Source organism: Sphingobacterium prati, assembly GCF_013167215.1.
Classification (GTDB): domain Bacteria; phylum Bacteroidota; class Bacteroidia; order Sphingobacteriales; family Sphingobacteriaceae; genus Sphingobacterium; species Sphingobacterium prati.
In genome coordinates, this window is record NZ_JABJWY010000032.1 from 213,613 (window position 1) to 235,956 (window position 22,344).

A 22,344-nucleotide genomic window follows, 5' to 3' on the forward strand; every position below is an offset into this window, starting at 1 on the left:
CTAAATACAACCTTAGGTTAATTGTATGATGTAATCTTTTATTTCGGCTATGCTTAGGATCTTATCTTGTGCATTGAGGTCTATAGCGGACTGTGGCATAATCGGAACTTCAGCATCAAGTGGGTCTTGCACGTAGGTTTTTCCGCCGTATTTTTTGATCATTAACAATCCCTGCGCACCGTCATGATTGGCTCCCGAAAACAAAATAGCGGCGCAGTTTTCTTTATAGACTTCGGCAGCAGATTCAAAAGTCACATCAATAGATGGCCTTGAATATTGGACTGGCTCCGAGATATCCAATGAAAAACTATAATCAGGCTCAATAAGTAAATGATAGCCTGCTGGAGCAAAATAGATTGTCCCATCTTCTATCGTTTCTTTGTCGTCAGCTGTTTTAACTTTTTGAAGTAACGCTTTTGATAATGTATCTTCTATACTTGATGCATACTTTGGATTTCTGTGTACGATGACGATAATCGGTCGTTGAATCGGACGCTCCAATGCCTTTATGATATTTAAAATAACACTGAAGCCGCCAGCGGACCCACCTAATAAAAGAATTTTCCGTTCCATCTTAACCTAACCGATTTTTTGATAAATGTTGTGTTTTTTGTTTACAACTTTAAATTTTCCTGCGTTTTTATAGTTCACTAAAGACTCTTTTGAACCCAAACATAAAAAACCAAGGTGGCAAAGCGAATCGTAAAATAAGTCCAAGACTTTCTCCTGAAGGTTTGTATCAAAATAAATCAATACATTACGGCATGTGATCATTTGAAATTCATTAAATGCCTGATCCGAAACCAAGCTGTGCTGCGTAAAAAGAATATTTTGCTTGAGACTATTATTTATCGTAGCAGCATTGTACATGGCTGTATAATACTCGGACAAAGAACTTTTGGGATCTGTTTTAATAAAGTTCTCGGAGTATTCCTTCACCTTTATTAACGAGTAGATTCCCCTTTTGGCTTTTTCCAATACTTTTGTATTGATATCAGTTCCGTATATAAACGCACGCTGATATAGACCAGCCTCTTTTAGTAGAATTGCCAGGGAATAAACTTCTTCTCCGGTGGAGCATCCAGCGCTCCATAACTTAATATGGGGATAGGTGGCCAGATAGGGAAACACATCTGTTTTTACCGCTTTGTAAAATTCTGGATCTCTAAACATTTCAGTCACATTGACTGTTATTTCCTGTAAAAAATAAGTGATGAAACCCGGTTGATTAATCAATTTGGATTTTAATTCCACCAGGTCCAACTTGTTGAGTTCCATAATTCTCGTGACACGTCGCTTTAGTGAGGATCTTGTATATCCGGATACATCGTAGCCATGGAGATTTTTGACAACATCAATAATTCCTTCCAACTCTTCAAAAGTGATCATTACTGCTACTTTAGTACTTAACTCAACCATACACGCATTAAGGATATCAATTTATCCACATCAACTGGTTTACTAATATAATCATTTGCGCCTACGGCGATTGTCTTTTCACGATCGCCTTTCATTGCCTTTGCTGTAACAGCGATAATGGGTAGATTCGCGAATTTTTTATTCTCCCTTATTTTTTCGATGGCTTCATAGCCATCCATTACAGGCATCATAATGTCCATTAAAACAAGATCAATATGCTCATTACGTGCTAAGATATCCAATGCCTCCTGACCGTTATTGGCAATCTCAATCTTCATATCATAGCTTTCGAATGCAGTACTTAAAGCAAATATATTGCGCATATCATCGTCTGCAAGCAATACAGTCTTGGCTGCCAAATTGTTCTCGGCAAGCACAGATGAATTGTTATTATAAGAATGATATTCTACCTTGTTACTTCGGATTTTATTTAAGAATAAATTGACTTCGTCAATTAATCTATTGTTGGATTTGGCTGATTTTAATACCATGGCTTGACTGTGGTGCAAAATTTCTGAAGTCTGCTCAGGGCTTAGCTCCATGGCGGTGTTAATGATAATCGGCAGATCTTTAAATTGACCATTTGATTTGATCTCGTTGAGGAGTTCTATACCGGATTTATCTGGTAAATTAAGATCCATAATAATGCAATCAAATATTTGTTCCTGAAACAAAAGGTCGAGCGCTTGTTGTGCATTGAATGCCTGAAATATTTGAATATCCTGTTCTTCAAGAGATTGCTTGATAAAATCACTTTGAATTTCCTGGTCTTCAACCAATAGAATTTTCTTGATTGGATGGCTTGTTGAAGCTTTAATTTTTAGAAAAGTTTCAGCTAAGGATTCTTCAGAGACCGGTTTTGAGATAAAACCGATGGCACCAGCGGATATCGGCTCATCGTGGAGAAATGTTCCTGCTGACATCATGTGTACAGGTATATCTTTTGTCGAATCGCCTTTTTTGAGGTTGCGAAGAACTTCCCAGCCATCCATTTTAGGCAACATAATATCTAATATAATAGCAACTGGTAGCAAATTTTGTGCTTTATCCAGGCCATCTTGACCATCGTAGCTTATATGGACATCGTATCCGTTTTGGATTGCATAATCTTTTAGGATACCAGCAAAAATGAAATCGTCTTCGATGATTAATAACTTATTGTTTTTACTCTTTTTAGCTGTATGATCCTTTTCGATTGTTATATTTTCTAATTGTGGATCGGATGTTACACTATTATTTTCGATGATGGGTAATTCTGAGATTTTACCTTCAGCTTCCTCTTCTAATGGTAAATTGAAAATAAACGTGCTGCCTTCGTTGACTTTACTGGTTAGTGTTATTCTTCCCTTCAAGAGACTTGCTATTTCACGGCATATGGATAGACCAAGTCCTGTACCACCATATTTGCGGCTTGTCGATCCATCTTCTTGCTTAAATGCATCAAAGATAAGTTCCTGTTTTTCCGGAGCGATTCCTATCCCATTGTCCTTAACCGTAAAGTATAAATGCTTATTCTCGACATTGATCATGAGCGATACTGTACCATCTTCGCCTGTAAATTTAAAAGCATTCGACAATAGGTTTTTCAGAACCTGTTGAATGCGATGCTCGTCACCAATAAATTCCTTTGGAGTATCGCTACCGATTTCCACATTAAATCTGATGCTTTTTGATGCAGCAGTATCATGGAAAAAATCACTGATGTAATCCACCAGATCATTTGTGTTGATGTGTTCTTTTAAAACTTCGACTTTTCCAGATTCTATTTTTGCCAAATCCAGCAATTCGTTGATCAAATAGAGCAAATCTGACCCTGCACTATGGATGACGGAGGCATATTTTATCTGATCCTCATTTAGATTTTTCTTTTTGTTGTCCTGTAATAATTTGGCAAGTATAAGAATGCTGTTAAGTGGAGTCCGCAATTCATGACTCATATTTGCCATGAATTCAGATTTGTACCTGCTTGATAATTCAACTTCCTCTATTTTCTGGGCGATCGCCAGCTTTGCTTTCTCTAAATCTTCATTTTGAGCAAAGAGTAATTGTGCTTTTTCATCCAGTTCATTATTTGTTTGGATGAGTTCTTCCTGTTGTACGCGTAATTCTTCCTCTGAAGCTTCCAGTAGATGAGTTTTATGGATTAATTCCTCGTTGGTGGTTCTTAGTTCCTCTTGTTGCGCCTCCAACTCTTCGGTTTGTTGTTGAAGTTCTTCATAGAGATCGGTAAGCTTGCCATGGGTTTGTGCAACTTTGAGAATGATGGCGATATTGTCTTTTACTTTATCCAAGAAATTGAATCGTAGCTGATCCTCTTTTTCATTCACGATCGGGCAGCAGATTTCCATTAGACCAACGCAATGATTTTCATAAGTAAATGGAATGATATAGATCTCTGTTTTGATCCTATTGGATAGCGAAGTCTCTAAAATAAGATGGGAGTGATCGATATCCCTGATTTTGACTACTGCATGTTTGTTTGCTACTTCTCCTAAAATACCCTCTTTTTCCTTAAAGTTCTTTTTTATCTGTTGGGCAGGGGCAATGCCTAGCTTATGGCATAATTGATATTCCTGGTAATTATCGTCAAAAATATAGATTGTTCCCCCCAGAGCTTTCGTCATTTTGGTGATCGCATTTAAACTGATTTCCGCTATCTTTTTGTCATTGTAATCGCCACGTAACTGTTCATCAATTTGATTGATGGCATTTAGGATCCAGTTATCATTATTAGTTTGATCCTGTAAGAGTTGAAGGCGGTTATTTGATTCTCTTTGGCCTTTAACGGTTGCTCTTAGCACTTTGGAAATACTGGAGAATTTTGCTAGGATATAGAAAAAACCGCTTAAGCCAATCGCAATGAAAAGGTAAGTGATATTTTGTGCCAGTTGAAGATTGTTCCTTGATTTTTCTAGTAAGCTAGCTCTTTGGTCGAGCAGCGCTCTGGATAAGATATCGATCTGATTTAAGATGGATGTTTTCTGTTCCTGGATGTATGGTGGTAGTGTGCCAATGTTAACCTTCGCATAGGCGATATCTTTTGCAAAATCATAGAAAAGCGCGATTTCTTTACGAAGCTTTTCAATGGCATTTGACGAAACGATGTAGTGATCATCCGTTCTACGAATGGATCTCAGTAACTCATCTGTTTGCTTTAGTTCGCGTTGATAGGGAATAAATTGGGTAGGATCTTTTTTTATGAAATAATGAAGTTTAACATCATTGACTGCATCGATGTTTGATCTAATTTCATTAATCACATTAAATCTATTTTCAGCTACCTGAACGATATTACGCTCATTATCTAGGATATGGTGTAAAGAGATAAAGAAGTATAGGGCGGAAATAAAAATAAGCGAAAAAGAAATTATCACTCCTATGGTAATTTGTTTTCTATAGTTTTTTTGTTCCATGTAAGAATGAGTTTAATAAATTTTGGTCGCCCAACTATCGTTCATTTTTCTGTCGCTAGTTTCCTGATGTTATCTGGAGAAAAAAGATAGATGTAAAATAACAAAAAAACTTGCTATTCTTAAAATAGTCAAAAATTCAAAAAAAACAAAACCCTGATGATGGGCACCAGGGTTTGTTACTAACCAATTATAAACCTAAATTATGAAAAGACTTTTTAAAGGCGACCAACCTAATTTAGTTGCCGTGTTTTTTGCTTTGAAAAACTATATTGATTGTTTTTGTAATCTTGCGTTGCTTTCAATGAATTGTCATTTTGAATAGCGCTGTTAGTGTTTTTCATAGCGAGATAACCTTTAATTATCTTCTACAAAGATACAGTAAATAACAGGTTCCGTCCAAATGTTTTTTATATTAAGTTGCCGATACAACTATGTTGTGACAAATAAATGATATTTTGGCTTATTTGAATAATTTCATGGCGAAATTAGTGCTAAGATAAGGTGCAACAATGTAATCGTATATTCAGTGGAAATGCCTTATTTTTACAAAAATATATATCGATGGTACTGACTGAATTTAAAACGATAAAAGGATTTGTGTTGGATGTGGATGGCGTATTGACAGATGGAACTGTTCAAGTGAATGAAGCTGGAGAACAGCTGCGAACTTTTAATATCAAGGATGGGTACGCCATGCAATTGGCGATAAAAAAAGGTTATCTGATTTTTGTCATAACTGGGGGGGCATCCCTAGGAGTGGAGCGCCGTCTGCAGGGGTTAGGCATCAAAGAAATTCACTCGCGTGTCGTAGATAAACTTTCAAAACTGACAGCTTTGGCTAAAGACTATAATTTAGGACTTAATCAATTAATGTATATTGGTGATGATATTCCTGATTTTAGTTGTATGCGCGCTGTAGGTTTGGCTGTGTCTCCGGCGGATGCGGTGGAGGAAATCAAGAAGATATCGCACTACGTATCGGGTTTTGATGGTGGAAAAGGGGTTGTACGGGAACTGATTGAAAAAGTACTCAAAGTGCAAGGTAATTGGTATGTGGATGAATCAATAAAGAGTATGTAATGATGTTAGAAAATTTAAAGGACAAAACAATTATTTTAGGTTCTCAATCTCCTAGACGGAAACAGCTTTTATCAGGACTGGGTATCGAGTTTGAAGTGGAAGTACGGGAAACTGAGGAGTATGTTGATCCGAGTCTTTCAGCGAGTGAAGCAGTACGGCAGATTGCACTGCAAAAAGTGAAGGCTTTTGCAGATAAAGTAGATGGCTTGGTGATCTGCGCTGATACCGTTGTTGTGTCCGCCGCGGGTGAAATTTTAGGGAAACCGAAGACTGCGGCAGAAGCCACGCAAACATTGGCAGCCTTATCTGGAAACAAACATGTGGTCATTACCGCGGTAGCGATACGTTGGGAAGGTGTCGTGCATTCCTTTGTCGAAACGACAACAGTGTATTTTCATGTATTGGAGCAAGAAGAAATCGACTATTACGTTTCGAAGTTTTCACCGCTCGACAAAGCTGGATCCTATGGCATCCAAGAATGGATTGGCTTAATTGGTATCGAGAAGATCGAAGGAGATTACAATAATGTCGTGGGACTTCCGACGGCGCGGTTATACCAAGCATTGAAAAGCTTAACATAAAACAGCGGCTATGCCGCTGTTTTATGTTAAGCTCATACTATTTTATGAAATAACGAACGCCCGTATAAAACATACGTCCTGTTAAAGGGCCCCATAACATGGAAGTATCAAAGTAATTTCCGAAAGGCTGATCTGCTGCAAGGATGGGTGTTTTCTGAAAATAATTGGACAGGTTTTCACCACCGACATAAACGGTAAAGTTTTTGTCTTTTCCAAAAGTTTTGCTGATCTGTGCGTTCATCGTTGCATATGTTTTTGATTCGGTCGGCATCTGATATTCAACAGGATTATCTATTGTCGAAGGGATGCGTTTTGGTCCGACTACATTCAAGGTATAATCTAAGCTCCATCCACCGTGATGGTTATACGCTAGATTGACGAAACCGCGATGTTTTGCCAACAAAGGCTTGGTTTTTCTACCACTTTCAAAGTCAGTCTGAACATCCAATAGGCGGTAGGCCAATCGTGTTTCAAAGTGTGGTGCCGGCATAAAGCGAAATTCCGTCTGCAAACTATTGGAAAATGATTTTCCCGTTAGGTTGTAAAAACTGATTTCCCTTGGGTTTTCGTAGTCGACCACCACCTGGTTGGAAAAGTTATTATGAAAAAATTCAACGGAAGCGGAGGCTTCTCTTCCAAAGATACGCATCGTTTGATCTACTGCAACTCCTGTGTTCCAGGATATCTCTGGTTGCAGACCATATGCTTTAGCGTAAATATCCTGGGACTGAATGATCAGCCTTCTGCTACTAGCCAGAACTGCTGTATTTTCGGCAAAGATATTGGCTGTGCGCTGGCCCCTGCCTGAACTTGCACGGAACGTTGTGCCGGCGATAGGCGCATAGCGTAAATTCAGCCGCGGCGTTGTAAACCATCCATACAATGAATTATAGTCTTGACGTAGCCCTAAGACAGCATCAAATTTTTCGGATGGGCTGAACGTGTATTCAGCAAATGCACCGGAAACAACCTCTTTACGTTTGAAGTTCTGATCTGTTAAGTACCACTCATCGTAATTATCGTAATTGATGGAGGCACCTACACGATATTTATGTGCGACAGTACCTATAATGTCCTGAAACAATAGATTCGCATAACCATTTTGTTGCTCGGAATTGTAGTTTTTTAGACCAAAATAACTTTTTTGATTATAGTTGGATCCAGCGAGCTGTAGACCGATGCTTCGGTGTTTATTTTCTGGAAATACATAGCCGATTTTAGCAAAACCTTCAACACGCTCGATGTCGAATCCAAGGCCATAACGATTTGTGGTCCCTTTATCTGTCTTCTTATCAAAATCTATCTGTCCGCCCGTGCGGTCATCATTTAGATACTTGATGCCAAATTGCACCATTAAGCCTTTACCATTCTCATATAACCAACGGTTTACACCTGAAAAAAGATTACCAACAGGGACATCCCTAAATCCATTGTGACTAAAGTTCATGGATTTATTGTACATAAAATTGTCATGTAATAACAGGGATGTTGACCAATGTTGACCTATTTTTTGTGAAAGATTTAGATTTACGTCGGTACGTCCCATGTTATTGGCATAGGCATTGAAAAATAATCTTTCAGAATTTTGTGGTTTTTTCAGTTCGACATTGATCTGACCAGCCATACTTTCATATCCATTAGCTACAGAACCTACTCCTTTAGCAATTTGGATAGATTCGATCCAGGTGCCAGCAATGGAATTTAATCCTAAGGGGGATGCTAAGCCACGTGGGCCCGGTAAGTTTTCGACCGTTAATTGGGTATATATACCACTTAGCCCCAGCATTTGAATCTGTTTGCTACCAGTCACGGCATCAGCGCTGATCACATCCACTGAAGCATTGGTTTCAAAGCTTTCACTGAGGTCACAACAGGCAGCTTTAAATAATTCCTTTCCTGTAAGAACTTCCAGTCGAGCAGGAGTCATACGATCAATATAGGTGGATTGACGTGTTCCTTTGACTTCGACTTCCATCAGTACATTTCCCTTTGCCGTAATCATAACGACTTCATGTAGGTCTTTAATCGTGATCGTATCGGATTTCATGCCGACATAACTGACAACCAATTTGTCAAAACCTTCTTTGTGTTCCAACTTAAACACACCATTCTCATTACTTCTGGCATTTCTGCTGGGTAAGTTAGCCCAATGTAAATTAGCACCAACGATAGGTTTTAGATCTCCTTTTTCATTCTCTTCGACAACGACACCTGTGATAGTATGGGAATGACCATCGTGTCCAGCCTCAATAGGGGCTACTTTCTTTTCGGGCGCTTTTCCGTTTTCCAATCGCGGGTACATACAGCATTCATGGAGTTTTGCATAGGATTCTTCACTCGCGATTAAGTTCTCAACATCATGCCCAACTTGGGCAATACTCTTTTTGATGGTCTCCAATTCAACTTTTTGAGTATTGTATTTAAGATGTAGTAAATTATCGCTTGCATTCCATACAGCGCTTTCTACACCCGGTAATTTCGCAGCGGTCTCAATCCGCTTTTTACACATTGCACAATTACCGGCAACAGTCAGTGTTCGGGTGCTATCACTTTGTGCTTGCACAATGGCGAGGGAAAATAACAATAAAAGGGTTGTTGTATATATTTTTTTTAAAATTTGATTCATAGTTTTTTTGATTATGTACGGCCTGAAAAAAACGCGCATAGCATGTAAAGTCGAAGAGAAATCATCGACAATTATTTTGATTAAAAATCAAAAAAGAAAAGAATCAAATTCTGAAACTCTGATTTAGAATAAATACAGCGGGACTGTACCTTTTTATTACGGTGTTCTGATTAGCACTTAATTTCGATAGGTTGTCCTCATCGGTAGGAAATTGATAATAATTATATATCCAATGCAGTGTAACAATTGCCGGAGAGAAACTATTGAAATTAAGGGTTTGTGATAATCGATTAAATTCATCTACTTTTTGAGCGGCAATAACGACATCTTTACAACTGCCTTCTTGATGACAGTGATTTTGCTGCTTTTTATCCGACTTAGCACATAGTGGACAATGAGCCGTTTGATTTTGGCTCAATGAAATACTTTGCGCCTCACCTTGGCAAAAATGAAAATGTAAAGTTGCACCACTTGCCGTAAGCAAATAAAAAAATAAGCCGATAAACAATGCAATTTTCCTCATCACAACAAAAGTAGAGAAAATTTGTAATTTTTTCTTGTAATATTTTGGATAAATGTTATAACTTGTACATCAGAAAGAATAACCAAAAATTACCGTTATGATGTGTCTATTATTTATTAACTCCATTAGTTTATATTTATTAGCTGTTTTTTTAATAGTTGGTGCAGTTTTACTGTATAAAGTTTTTTACCATGTTATCCGTCGCATAGAGGAATAATACAGATAGTATAAGCGTTCTTTAATTATCGGCTCAATAGTGGATCACTTTTTCCACTATTTCCGGTTTCTATACGGCCCGCATACTGTTCCTCAAATATGTTGTAATCTTTACAGCTCACACGGAAATCGTACCAAAAGCTTTGTTTGGAAAGATCGAATTGAATTATCGCTGACGCTCCGGGTTCGAGTTGGATTTCCTTCCTATCTCTGCCATAGCTGATGTCCTCAAGTAGGAGACGATGGCTTTTACTATCGTTATTTGTACATGTGAAAGTGAGGCGTCCTGTAAATGACTGTTGATCGTTACTTTTTTCGTAAGTGCAGTGGATTTTAATTTTGGGGTGTTGTGCATCACCTTTAAACATACGATAGAATCCATTGGGGCCATATACCTCAAGTTGAAACTGCCCCTTGTCAAATGCATCGATCGACCAATTGTCAAAGATTCGGTCCCCTGAAGATACCGCGTAGTTACGGGAAGTGCCGACCTCCCCCTTATAAGGCGTGCCATGGTACACCGTAAAAGGTGAGCCTGCAGAACGTGTGCCGAACATTTTATTCCCCGCTTCAAATGTCAGTTGATATGTTCCATTTGATCCGTATTCTCCATGCACATAAAGCTCGTAGGGAAGAATGCAGGAGTCACGAAGCCCTTGTTCTTGTTTCGGGAAATAAGGCGAACGGCTAGGGTTCTTTTCAATCTGCTCAATCTCCTCAGCTGTCAATGCTTTGAATCCCATTGGAAGTCCTTTAAATTGTGCTTGATGGATCTCTTTAATAAAAGACTGACGGTTCAACACCAACGGGTTGTTGATCAACTCCCCACGATAAGGCCTAAAAGTTGAAGTGAGATCCCCGCAGACTGTACGTCGCCAGCTACTTATATTGGTTTCTTTAACTTCCTTTTTGATTTTATGGCTAATGAATTTCTCTAAAAACTGTAAGCTCGATGTATGGTCAAATACCTGTGAATTTACCCATCCGCCCCTTGTCCAAGGTGAGGCTATGATCAAAGGAACACGATAGCCTAGGCCGATATTGCTTTCTCTTCCACTTTCCGGGTAATACTGTTCGTCGCGACGCACAAATTCCAATTTAGGGTCTATATCTGAAGATACTTTTCCGCTATTTGATTCGTAAGGATTGGGCGCTGTAAAAGGAGCGAAGTGATCGAAATAACCATCATTCTCATCATAAGTAAGTATAAAGATTGTTTTTTTCCAGATTTCTGGATTTTGAGTTAAGATATCCATAATCTCACTTACATACCAAGCGCCGAACCAAGGGGAATCGGGATGATCGGAGAAAAGTTGAGGTGGTGCAAGCCAAGATACTGTGGGAAGTTTACCTTCGGCAACATCTTTTCTGAATTGATACAGGACATCGCCTTTAGGGATCTGTAGCTCGCGTTGATTATCCCCCTCCTGGTATTGCATGGTCTCGAGTTTCATGTAATCGGGCTGAGCACTGTTATTGACAAAAGCACGGCGATGGATATCTTTTGTCAGTTCATCGAGTTTCTCGAAGTTCTCAGCGGTATAGTGTTGCAGCTCCTCGCGTACATGTGCATAGTCCTTACGCAACTTTTCAAGCGTATCTTTAGCAGGTGTAGCGGCTATTTTTTGTTCGAGTTCTTCTTTTTTACTTGTGAGAAGCTCCCTATATCGTGGACTGTATTTGACCTGATATTGCGGAAAGTATTCCATGGGATTGCACCCAAAGTTTGCTAACCAGCTATTGGCTTCACCACTGTAGCCAGCACTGCTCGAAGAAATCTCATTTTGGTATATTTTCCAATCTACGCCCAGCTCTGAAAGACGTTCGGGGAAGGTTTTCCAGTTCGCTTTGCCGCTAAATTCTGAATCACCATTCCATACTAAAGCTTTTCCGTTTAAGTTTTCCCGAATATTAGCTGTCCAAAAATAGAGTCTGTTGGGATTGGTGCCGGTGATACTTGAACAAAAATGTTGATCACAGATGGTAAAAGAATCCGCGAACGAATAGTAGAAAGGAATATCTTCACGTGTGTAATGTCCCATGGTCAGTGGAAGGTCTGCAAACTCTTTAAATCCGGAGTGCTTGACATCTAACCATCTATTCATCTTTCCGTTATTTCGGGCATCGGTCTGATCAGTCCAATTATGGGGGAGACAGCCCATCCATGTAATTCTCGAATCTTTGATATCTAATCGGAAAGGAGCGTATGTTGCTCCGTTTTTTTGCGTCTGCAACCATACTTTGTGTTTGTTCGGTTGACGGATCGCTCTCGGATCGTTGAACCCCCGTACACCACGTAGCGTACCAAAAGCGTGATCAAAAGACCTGTTTTCCTGCATCAGTAAAACTATATGTTCGGCATCGTAAAAGGTGCTGCCCATAGCAGGGTTGATAGCCATTGCTTTTGCAATCGCGGATGACATAACCTGAGAAAGTGATGCTCCACCAGCAAGCATGGCTGCTTTTTTCAAAAAATCTCTTCTTGTATCCATACGTTAGTTTATTCGGTTAGTGCTATGTCGAAATGTATGTTTTTTCAAATATTGGTTTTTACGGCCTAATTATAAAATAGCAAGCGCTCAGTGAAAGAATTGTTACCTTCGACTGAACGCTTGTTTACTTCATTACATAGACGCTTACCCTTTTATTGATTGTATAAAATCAGGGATTTCATCCATATAATCTTTTTCTCCTAGTCTTCTTACGAATGCACTGCCGATGATTGCGCCTGCAGTATATTGACTTGCTTTTTGGAAGGCTTCTTTATTTGATATTCCAAACCCGACGATCAACGGGTTTTTCAATTGGAGATCATGAATCCGTTTAAAATACGCATTCGTATCTTCGCCTACATCCAGTGTTTTGCCCGTTGTGGCATTGGAGGATAATAAGTAGATAAAGCTATTGGAAAGACTATCAATTTTTCTGATTCGTTCAGTGGAAGTCTGTGGTGTAACGATAAAGATATTCGCGATACCATTCTTTTCAAAAGTTTCCTGATAGAGGTCCTCATATTCATACATGGGTAGGTCAGGAATAATGACTCCGTCCACACCTACATTTTTACATTCTTCACAAAATTTCTCAACCCCGAATTGGATCACTGGGTTGACATAGCCCATCAGGAAGACCGGGATCCGAACATGCTGACGCAGTTCGCGCAACTGTTCAAATAATTTTTTGACAGTCATACCGTTGGCCAGGGCAACTTCCGAACTGTGTTGGATAACAGGTCCGTCCGCGACAGGATCAGAGTACGGAAAACCAATCTCCAGAAAGTCTGCACCGGCTTCCTCCAACTTTTTAGCGATGCGGATTGTACTATCCAGTTCGGGATATCCCGCTGTAAAATATATCGATAGAAGGGGATTCCCTCCTTTTTTTTCAATGGTATTCATGCTTTAAAAATCAAAGTATTTCATATAGTTATCGAGATCCTTATCACCGCGTCCTGATAAACAAACCACCACGGTTTCATCACCTTTGAAAGGAATTTTGCCCAAATAAGCGAGTGCATGTGAACTTTCGATCGCAGGAATAATACCTTCCAGTCTAGTGAGTTCCAATCCTGCCTGCATAGCTTCATCATCTGTTATACTGACGTATTTTCCTCTTCCAGATTTAAACAGCCAAGCATGCTGCGGTCCGATGCCCGGATAATCAAGTCCGGCAGAGATTGAATAAGGTTCAATCACCTGACCATCTTCAGTTTGCATCAATATGGACCGGCTTCCGTGCAATACGCCTTCTTTTCCCAAGGCAGTGGTTGCTGCAGATTCACCCGAATCAACACCATGTCCAGCTGCCTCTACAGCATATAACTGAACATTTTCATCTTCGAGGAAATGATAGAACATCCCTGCAGCATTGGATCCGCCACCAACGCAGGCGAGTACAATATCGGGGTGTTCGCTACCAGTTTTTGCGAATAACTGTTTTTTCGTCTCTTCGGAAATAATTGACTGAAAACGGGCAACCATATCGGGATAAGGATGTGGACCGACGACGGATCCAATGATATAATGCGTATCTACCGGATTATTGATCCAATCCCGCAACGCTTCATTTGTTGCATCTTTGAGTGTCTTCGAACCAGATGTCGCTGCAATAACCTCGGCGCCCATCATTTTCATTCTTGCGACATTGGGTGCCTGGCGCTGAATATCAATCTCGCCCATGTAGACAGCGCATTGTATCCCTTTTAAGGCACAGACGGTTGCAGTAGCAACCCCGTGTTGTCCAGCACCTGTTTCTGCAATGATGCGTTTTTTTCCGAGACGCTCAGCCAAAAGGATCTGACCGATGGTATTGTTGATCTTATGTGCGCCTGTATGATTGAGATCCTCACGCTTGAGATAGATCGTTGTACCATATTTTTCTGAAAGCCGCTTGGCATGATACAAAGGAGAAGGGCGCCCGACGTAATCGCTTAACAGCTGGTTAAATTCCTCCTGAAAGCTTTTCTCTTCAATTATTTTGAGATATTCTTCACGTAGCTCTTTTACATTGGGATAGAGCATTTCTGGGATATAGGCACCACCAAATGGACCATAATATCCTTTTTCATTGACTTGATATATACTCATTTTTTAATACTATTTATACTGTGGCTCAAAAGATTGATATCTTTTAACCCTGGTTCTATTTCAAATTTTGAATTGAGATCCAAGGCATATAACCTGGGATCATCAGCTTGTAATGCTGCGCTAATATTATTCTCATCTAAACCGCCGCTTAGAAAATAAGGGTATTCAAGCTTATATTGGTGGAGTAAGGACCAGTCAAATTGTGTACCGGTACCACCGTAGGAATTACTTTTGGTGTCAAATAAAAAATAGTCAACTGCTCCTCCATAAGCATTCAATACGGTCCAGTCAAAATGTTGGTCTATACCGAAAGCTTTGATCAAGATCACTTGTCCGCGTAGCTTCAGTTCTTCACAAAATTGAGGGCTTTCATCTCCATGTAGTTGCACTGCATTTAAGTTGAACTTGTCTATTTTGTCACAGATTTCGGCAAGGTCTGCATTGACAAAAACACCAACTTTTATGAGACCTTTGAGCCCCTTAATATATTCCTGATTGGCATCGCCGACAAAGCGTTTAGATTTTTTATAAAATATAAAGCCAATATAGTCAACAGCAAGTGAGGTCAGCCCAACGATATTGTCGGGATGTTTCATGCCGCAAACTTTTATCTTGATCACCATCTTATTATTTTATTATTTTTTTGAAACTTTCGAGCGCCTTACCAGTCATCAGTGATTCTTCGGCTTCATAGAAACAATCGCCAAAAGATTTTTCGGGATGAAAAGTTTTAATAGCAAATGCAGCATTAGTCAGGACAACGTTGTTCTGTATATCTGTACCTGTATTATTCAAAATGGATAAGAATGTCTGCGCTGCTTCGGCAACGCTGTCACCACCAGCTAATTCCTGTGGAAGGACAGGAGTGAAGCCTAACTCCTCCATATTATAATAGTTTTCCCCCTGATTGTTGATAACCTTGAAATCTCCGGTCATGGATATTTCGTCATAACCATCCAGTGCATGGATAATAGAATATTGTTTGTTTGTATTTTGGTATAAATAGCCGTAGAGCCGTGCAAGTTCCAAGCTGAATACACCGACAGATTGAAACCTCGGATTGGCCGGATTTGTTAATGGTCCCAACATATTAAAGAATGTCTTTACCCCCAATGCGCGACGTATGGGAGCAACAGTTTTCATGGCTGGGTGAAATAATGGTGCATGAAGAAAGCAGATATTGGCCTGGTCTAGCTGGCGCTGTAATTCGGTTTTGTCATTACTAAATTGATAACCCAAATACTCCATAACATTTGAGGAACCACAGCTCGATGACACCCCTATATTGCCATGCTTGGCCACCTGATAACCTGCGCCAGCTGTCACGAAAGAAGCAATTGTAGAGATGTTAAACGTGTTTTTGCCATCACCGCCAGTGCCACATAAGTCGATTAAGTCATAACCATCAAAATCCAGCTTGAGGCATAGATCGTACATAGCATCCCGAAACCCGCCAAGTTCTTCTACCCGTATACTTCGCATGCCATAAGCTGTCATAAAAGCAGCGATTTGATGACTGTCATATTTACCTTTGGCAATGTTCATCAAAATCTCATAAGCCTCTTGCCGCGAAAAAGTCTTGTATTCAAATAAATGAGCTAAAATTTCTTTCATAATATTTTTAAATAAAAAAGGCTTACCTTATTCAGGCAAGCCCATCATATCTTGATGTATATATCAAATAATGCAATAGGAGTTTGCCACAACGTTATTCGTTGTGCCACCACCAAGCTTTATTTAATATAGTTGTTATCATTTCCATTTTTATTAATACAAATATGGTTGATAGAATTTTAAAATGCAAGTCTTTTTGTTGAAAAATTTTTAAAAAATCTTCTAGTACGTCATACAGCTTACAAGCAGATCCACAAGACAGTCATAAATAATCCAAATTTATTGCACTTTGTCTATAGCTCAATCGACTGAACGTTTCCAGGTTGGCCTGAATATCTTGGTTACTAGTCGGATAAACAAAGAATAAAGACGAAAACAACTAATAGAACACAAAATGTGCTTTATTATTCCCTTTAGAAACCAGGGTAAAGGAAGCTATTTTTTTATCCCGAATAACCGCAGCAAATACAAACCGTTTGAGATACCTTACGAAATACACCTGTTGCGGATCAATTCCCTCCAGGTCGATATCGTAGGTTTCCTTCCGGCCGGCTTCAACGAAGTTGATGTATTCTAATTTGTTGATATCCTTGCTTTGTACATTGATACGGATTTCGTCTATGCTGGCCAAAAGGTACTCCTGTTGGTCTTCATCGAGGTTTTTAGCTGTTACGATATCCTGACTTAAAATAATGTCGGTCGCTAAATCGGCATCATTAAGACGCTGTACGAATTTTTTTAATACAGCAACAGGTTCTTTCGCAGCTAAGCTTTCCTGAGCAGACAGGGAAGTGGCTAGCATACAGCTTATGAACGTTAATAACAATACCTTTACTTTTATCTTCATAAGCTTAAGACTGAACTTCATAACGATAGATTAATTTCATGAAATAAAAAACGCCTTTCATCAAAAGGCGTTTTTTATCTGCTAATATTCATCTTCATTGAAGAAGAAATCATCTTTTGTCGGATAATCGGGCCAAATTTCTTCAATATTTTCATATGGCTCACCATCATCCTCAAGAGATTGTAAGTTTTCAATCACCTCAACTGGTGCACCCGAACGAATAGCATAATCGATTAATTCATCTTTTGTTGCTGGCCACGGTGCATCTTCTAGATGCGAAGCTAATTCTAATGTCCAATACATATAAAAACAATTTAAGTTCTCTATTTTCGCAAAACTATCATTTAATTTAACTTAAACAAGTAAATCAATTGTTATTTTTGTGTCAATAATATAAGTGTCTGATTTATAATGAAATAATATTTTTAAATATTCTCAAAGTCACTCCCTTTTTCATTTAGGGCACTTAGCCGTGGCGACACGGATTTGATATCAGCATTCGGATAATCGTTTTCAATCAGGCCATCGCGCATGCGTACAATACGATGGGCATGGAGTGCGATATCTTCTTCGTGTGTGACCAAAATGATGGTGTTTCCCTTGGAGTGAATCTCTTCGAGTAGACCCATGATTTCAATGGAGGTTTTTGTATCCAGATTTCCCGTTGGCTCATCGGCCAATATAATGGACGGATCATTGATTAATGCCCTGGCAACAGCCACCCGTTGCCGTTGTCCACCTGACAGTTCATTGGGTCTGTGATCCATGCGGTGTCCCAGTCCAACACTTTCTAATGCACTGGTCGCTTTTTCCTCGCGTTTAGCCTTATTATATCCGGCATAGATCAGCGGTAAGGCCACGTTCTCCAATGCCGTACTTTTAGGGAGTAAATTGAAAGTTTGAAATACAAAGCCGATCTCTTTATTTCTCACTTCAGCAAGCTCATCCTCAGACATGTCACTTACATTAATCCCATTAAGGATGTATTCACCCCTACTGGGGGTATCCAGGCAACCCAAAATGTTCATTAATGTGGATTTACCGGATCCCGAAGGTCCCATAAGCGCTACAAATTCTCCTTTGTGAATATTGAGTGTAACCGAACTGAGGGCATGGATTGTCTCCGAGCCTATTTGGTATTCGCGTGCAATATCCTTGATTTCGATTAATATCTTTCCTGACATATTTTTTGGACGTTCTCTGGATGATGAAAATACGATTTATTCTTCATAATCCAATAGGAATGCATTTTGTCGTAGACGATTTTCTCTAACTCTTCCGCATTGGTGTTATCAAAGTTTTTTGTTTCAATGGGTGCAAAAACATGAACTTTGACAATTCCTGGATGAGATCCTCTTTTTGCACCATCATCGAAAAAGATATCCCATGCGTTCTCAATAATAATAGGAACTACAGGTACATCATTTTGGACAGCAATACGGAAAGCTCCAGACTTAAAGCTGTGTATCTGAGGAGGAAATCCGTCATCGATTTTTCCTTCCGGAAAAATGACGACACTGCGACCATTTTGGACAAGCTCGTTGGCCCGTTGAAAAGCCTTAAATGAAGACACTTTACTTCTCCGTGTGACAGGAATGTCTATGGTCTTGAAAAATATACGGGTTACGGGGTTTTTAAGAAGAGAGGCCTTCCCTATAAATGAAAACGGGACAGGACATAGGTAGGTTAGCGCCGTGATATCAAGCACTGAAGTATGATTGGGACAGAGTACCATCGGTTTGTTCCAATTCATTTTCGATTCATACGTGACCTTAAAAAATACACCCGCCAGCGCTGATCCACCAATCGATACCCAACGCCTCATACGTGCGATTCGAGCATAGTTTTTTTCTGGATGCAAAGCCAAGAAATAGATATAGGGGAATAATACAAGGAAAACAAGTAGAACGCTAATAAAATACCAATAACGATGGAGTTTTTTGAGCAATGGAACCATACAATTCAACTAATTTTGACCTAAAGTAAAAAAAGAAAATGGATAATTAATTATCCATTTTCTTTTTTAGTCTATTGTAAATCCATATTTCTGGTAAATCTGTTTGGCTTTCGGAGAGTCCATAAATTTCAGGAAATCATCTGCGGCCTGGGAATGTGGGGCATTTTTTAGTTTTGCGGCTACGTAAGTTGCAGTAGTATTTTGTACGTCAGGAATGGCAATACTTTCTACCGGATGACCAATGAGTTTCTGATAAACGACCTCAGATGTCCATACCGGAGCTACGTCAGCTTGACGATAAAGGATACGCATTGGACTTTCGCGGTGATGTATTTTTGTTAAATAGGTACTTCCATCCTTTACCTTGTCTACCATAATTTTTTCGACTAGTTGATCGCCGCCTGCTTTTTTATAAGAAGCCTTAATCTGCTCTCCTATTCCTTCCCATTGTGGGTTGGGCATGCTAATACGCACATTGGCTTTTCCTAGGTCATTCAAGGTTTTAATATTTGCTGGGTTTCCCTGGGGTATCATTAAACAGATATTGTTGTAACAATAGGTTTGGGTATGGCTGAAATAATCGGCCATTTCATTGATGGCCCGCTTGCTGGCTGTGTAGATGTCTGGTTTATGTGTTATGCGTAAATTACCGATCGTAATGGAACCGCCTTTAATCTGTTTTGCCAGAATTCCCGGCGGTAATGTTTCTACAAAAATACGTTCATATTGGGGATATTCCTTTTTAAAAGAAGCCAGTAAATCATCTACGACCATAAACTGATTGCCAGCAAAGAAAACGGTTAGCTGCGGATTTTCAATATCGCCATAAAGATCTGGAATATTGTCTATCCCCGGAACTGTAAAATTCAATGCTGACGCCGGTGGATTGTTCCAAGGGGGATCAAAACGATGATCCTGTGCTTTAGTTTTGGGGCCTGCAAAGCATGTCATAATCAGACTCAGGGTTATTAATTTTCTCATCATGTTATGGTTTAACAATGACCCAACCTTCGTTTGCCCTTAAGATCAATTCGCCATTTCCGCTGGGAACATAGCCGATAAAATCAAATAATTCTTCTTTTGCAATATGCTTCTCTTCTAATGTATTTAAGCATTGGGCAACAATAACCCCTTTTTCGATGAGACCCTGCAATGGTTTTTCATACTGGCTGTTCTTCTTTAGATATGCTTCGGTACCACCTGAAAAAGCGACCAGTTCAATTTGAAGATGCCCCTTCAACCGCGGATCTTTCAGAACATTGTTGATATTGCGAATGGCTTTCTCAATAATTTTTGGCTCATTGCTATCCAATTGGTAGATTGCTTTATACACTTTTTTCTTAGCAACAGCTCCTGTATATTGTTGATTGTAGCGTAGTAATTTGCTGCTTTGAGCTTTCGCTTGAATCGTTATCATCGCGAATAGCATACAAGCAATTGTCAATTGTTTTTTCATCATATTAAAAATTATAGGGTCCATGTTTATGTTGTTCCGTACTAACGTTGTCTGCATATGGGGGATAGGGACTATCCTTTGGCTTCTTTGCTAAATTTGGGTAATCAAGTTCTTTATTTGCTTTTTTTGGACGGTCGAAAGAGTTGATGTAGGCGGCAACATCATAGGCTTCATCGTCACTGAGTTGTGGCGCTTCATAACTTGCACCCAAGGGCATATTTGCTTTGATAAAACGTGTGGCGGTAAGCAACCGGGCCATGCCGGCTCCATCGTTGTAGCTATCTTTTCCCCAAAGTGGAGGATATAAATATCCCCTGCCGGCAAGCTGTAGCATACCCTGTCCATCTTTTCCATGGCAGTTGGTGCATTTGCCTTCAAATACCAACTTACCGTGTTTCAGGTCTGCTGCACGATTTGGTATGTCCATTTTGACAAAACCCTGTCCGGCTAACCGTCCTTTATTAAGTGTATTGATACTGATGTTTTTTATATAAGTTACAATCGCACGCATTTCTTTACTGTTTTCGGGTATAGCGCGACCGTTCATACTTCGTTCAAAACAGCCATTAATACGTTCTTCCAGCGATTCCACTTTGTTTTCCCTTCCGATATATATCGGGAAAACATTGGTGAGCCCAACATATGGGGCAGCAAAAGCCTTTGTCCCACCATTGAGATGACAACTGGTACAGGCTAATTTATTTCCAATTTTTAGTTCTCCATCGTAAAAATAGTCATACGTATTTTTGATCAGTTTCTCGCCATAACCAGCCATTTCACCTTCAGGATTGTCTTCGAAAGAAACTGCTTTGAACTGTGATACATGTGTTATCAGTGAATCATTGGTTACAGCGGACGAATCTTTCCATTTATCATTGTTTTCGTGCTTAAGTGGGAATACGCAGAGTGTCGTACAAGTGATAAACAATGCGATAATGATCCAACTGAGCGCCTTTAGATAATTTGTTAGTTTTTTGTATTCCATGACTCTAATTCGTTTGGACAAATCTACCAGCCTATTGACTGGGATTAAAACGAAGATTCTTTATGAGATATAACTAAATGTTATATCTTGAAATTTTGTCTTAGGCAGAACTGTAGGAATTGGTTGGGCGTGCCGGTAAGGCCTCCATAAAGATGAGTGAAATAAAAATAGCGCTCAATGCATAAATGTGGGATATCGACGATAGATAATTGATTCTGTAATACCTCCCGCTGTATCGTATGAATGGAAAGGAAGGCGAAGCTATGACGACGGGCCAGATAGCCCTTAATACTCTCGGTCGATGGCAGTATCATTTCGATCTGGATTTCAGATAAACTAACACCTCGGTCTTTTAACGCGTTTTCAATAATGGTACGCGTACCCGATCCCTGCTCACGAAGCACTAGGGGTAAACGCGTTATATCCGAAAGGATAGGTGATTTTAATTGCTTAAGTAAGGGGTTATCGCTATTGGTGACCAAGACAAGTTCGTCTTTCATAAAAGGGATATATTTTAAAGCCCGGTTGTCCGTTGAGCCTTCCGTGATCCCGAGATCTAATGTTTTGTCAATAAGCTGTTCTTCAATGCTTCGGCTATTGGATTGAAAAGACTGGATGCGGTTATTGGGGTATTGAGTTAGAAAATCTGCCAAAAGCGTCGGAAGTACATATTGCGATATGGTCGTACTGGCACCCAAAATAAGATTTCCCTTTCGTCCTGCTTGAAGTTGCTGTATTTCCTGCCCTGCTTGATTATAGAGATTGATAATCTGTTGGGCATATTTATAAAGAATTTGTCCTGATTCCGTTAGTTCAAGGTTATTACCTTTTCTCTCAAAAAGAGGAACCCCGAGTTTTTTTTCGAGTTCCTGGATATTTTTACTGACCGCGGGCTGTGAGATAAACAGTGCCGAAGCAGTCTTGGTAAAATTAAGATGCTGAGCTGCAGTATAAAATACGATAAGACGAAAATCGAAATCCATAAAAAGATAAAGGGTTATTTCTAAAATTTAAAAATAACCCTTTATCTAATGAAAAACT

Annotated in this window: 20 protein-coding genes; 2 read left to right on the forward strand and 18 right to left on the reverse strand. The window is 39.5% G+C overall.

What is annotated here, in order from left to right; genetic code table 11:
- Positions 1–12 precede the first annotated feature (12 nt).
- From HPC41_RS09250 to HPC41_RS09260, 3 genes are read right to left on the reverse strand one after another with little or no spacing between them, the layout of a single operon-like run.
- Positions 13–573 carry a chemotaxis protein CheB gene (locus HPC41_RS09250; protein WP_172393734.1) on the reverse strand — a complete coding sequence of 187 codons (561 nt, stop codon included), beginning with the start codon at positions 571–573 and terminating at the stop codon, positions 13–15.
- 6 nt (positions 574–579) lie between these two features.
- A complete protein-coding gene (locus HPC41_RS09255) occupies positions 580–1,419 on the reverse strand; it encodes a CheR family methyltransferase (protein ID WP_246250527.1) in 840 nt (279 codons plus the stop codon).
- Entirely contained in the window at positions 1,407–4,832 is a 3,426-nt protein-coding gene (locus HPC41_RS09260; protein WP_172393735.1) for a response regulator, read from the reverse strand. The genes HPC41_RS09255 and HPC41_RS09260 overlap by 13 nt, the downstream gene beginning before the upstream one ends.
- Before the next feature lie 561 nt (positions 4,833–5,393).
- On the opposite strand from HPC41_RS09260, the gene HPC41_RS09265 reads away from it, so the two are divergent.
- The gene (locus HPC41_RS09265; RefSeq protein ID WP_172393736.1) at positions 5,394–5,912 is read left to right on the forward strand and encodes a KdsC family phosphatase; all 519 of its coding nucleotides are present in this window, start codon (positions 5,394–5,396) and stop codon (positions 5,910–5,912) included.
- Positions 5,912–6,493: a Maf family protein gene (locus tag HPC41_RS09270; RefSeq protein WP_246250530.1), complete on the forward strand. Its 582-nt coding sequence runs from the start codon at positions 5,912–5,914 to the stop codon at positions 6,491–6,493. The genes HPC41_RS09265 and HPC41_RS09270 overlap by 1 nt, the downstream gene beginning before the upstream one ends.
- 37 nt (positions 6,494–6,530) lie before the next feature.
- Here HPC41_RS09270 and HPC41_RS09275 read toward each other — a convergent pair whose 3' ends face one another.
- From HPC41_RS09275 to HPC41_RS09345, 15 genes are all read right to left on the reverse strand, one after another.
- Positions 6,531–9,119, reverse strand: a complete 2,589-nt coding sequence (locus HPC41_RS09275) for a TonB-dependent receptor domain-containing protein (RefSeq protein ID WP_246250534.1) — start codon at positions 9,117–9,119, stop codon at positions 6,531–6,533.
- A 103-nt stretch (positions 9,120–9,222) separates the two neighbouring features.
- Entirely contained in the window at positions 9,223–9,642 is a 420-nt protein-coding gene (locus tag HPC41_RS09280; protein ID WP_172393738.1) for an HYC_CC_PP family protein, read from the reverse strand.
- Between the two features lie 242 nt (positions 9,643–9,884).
- Complete coding sequence (locus HPC41_RS09285) at positions 9,885–12,350, reverse strand: phosphocholine-specific phospholipase C (RefSeq protein ID WP_172393739.1); 2,466 nt, start codon at positions 12,348–12,350, stop codon at positions 9,885–9,887.
- 144 nt (positions 12,351–12,494) lie between these two features.
- Positions 12,495–13,256, reverse strand: coding sequence for a tryptophan synthase subunit alpha (gene trpA / locus HPC41_RS09290; RefSeq protein WP_172393740.1), 762 nt, complete (start codon positions 13,254–13,256; stop codon positions 12,495–12,497).
- Positions 13,257–13,259: 3 nt separating this feature from the next.
- The gene (trpB, locus tag HPC41_RS09295) at positions 13,260–14,444 is read right to left on the reverse strand and encodes a tryptophan synthase subunit beta (RefSeq protein ID WP_172393741.1); all 1,185 of its coding nucleotides are present in this window, start codon (positions 14,442–14,444) and stop codon (positions 13,260–13,262) included.
- Positions 14,441–15,040 (reverse strand): phosphoribosylanthranilate isomerase, encoded by a 600-nt coding sequence (locus HPC41_RS09300; protein WP_246250538.1) that lies wholly within the window; start codon positions 15,038–15,040, stop codon positions 14,441–14,443. The genes trpB and HPC41_RS09300 overlap by 4 nt, the downstream gene beginning before the upstream one ends.
- A gap of 31 nt (positions 15,041–15,071) precedes the next feature.
- A complete protein-coding gene (gene trpD / locus HPC41_RS09305; RefSeq protein WP_172393743.1) occupies positions 15,072–16,058 on the reverse strand; it encodes an anthranilate phosphoribosyltransferase in 987 nt (328 codons plus the stop codon).
- A gap of 379 nt (positions 16,059–16,437) precedes the next feature.
- A complete protein-coding gene (locus HPC41_RS09310; protein ID WP_172393744.1) occupies positions 16,438–16,905 on the reverse strand; it encodes a hypothetical protein in 468 nt (155 codons plus the stop codon).
- A gap of 81 nt (positions 16,906–16,986) precedes the next feature.
- Positions 16,987–17,208 (reverse strand): DUF2795 domain-containing protein, encoded by a 222-nt coding sequence (locus HPC41_RS09315; protein WP_028072584.1) that lies wholly within the window; start codon positions 17,206–17,208, stop codon positions 16,987–16,989.
- Between the two features lie 122 nt (positions 17,209–17,330).
- Positions 17,331–18,089: an ABC transporter ATP-binding protein gene (locus tag HPC41_RS09320; protein ID WP_172393745.1), complete on the reverse strand. Its 759-nt coding sequence runs from the start codon at positions 18,087–18,089 to the stop codon at positions 17,331–17,333.
- Complete coding sequence (locus HPC41_RS09325) at positions 18,071–18,730, reverse strand: lysophospholipid acyltransferase family protein (RefSeq protein WP_246250541.1); 660 nt, start codon at positions 18,728–18,730, stop codon at positions 18,071–18,073. The genes HPC41_RS09320 and HPC41_RS09325 overlap by 19 nt, the downstream gene beginning before the upstream one ends.
- Positions 18,731–18,928: 198 nt before the next feature.
- Entirely contained in the window at positions 18,929–19,846 is a 918-nt protein-coding gene (locus HPC41_RS09330) for a substrate-binding domain-containing protein (RefSeq protein ID WP_246250544.1), read from the reverse strand.
- Position 19,847: 1 nt separating this feature from the next.
- Positions 19,848–20,321, reverse strand: coding sequence for a DsrE family protein (locus HPC41_RS09335; RefSeq protein ID WP_246250547.1), 474 nt, complete (start codon positions 20,319–20,321; stop codon positions 19,848–19,850).
- A gap of 1 nt (position 20,322) precedes the next feature.
- Positions 20,323–21,303, reverse strand: coding sequence for a c-type cytochrome (locus tag HPC41_RS09340; RefSeq protein ID WP_172393748.1), 981 nt, complete (start codon positions 21,301–21,303; stop codon positions 20,323–20,325).
- Between the two features lie 80 nt (positions 21,304–21,383).
- The gene (locus HPC41_RS09345) at positions 21,384–22,286 is read right to left on the reverse strand and encodes a LysR family transcriptional regulator (RefSeq protein ID WP_172393749.1); all 903 of its coding nucleotides are present in this window, start codon (positions 22,284–22,286) and stop codon (positions 21,384–21,386) included.
- Between the last annotated feature and the right edge of the window lie 58 nt (positions 22,287–22,344).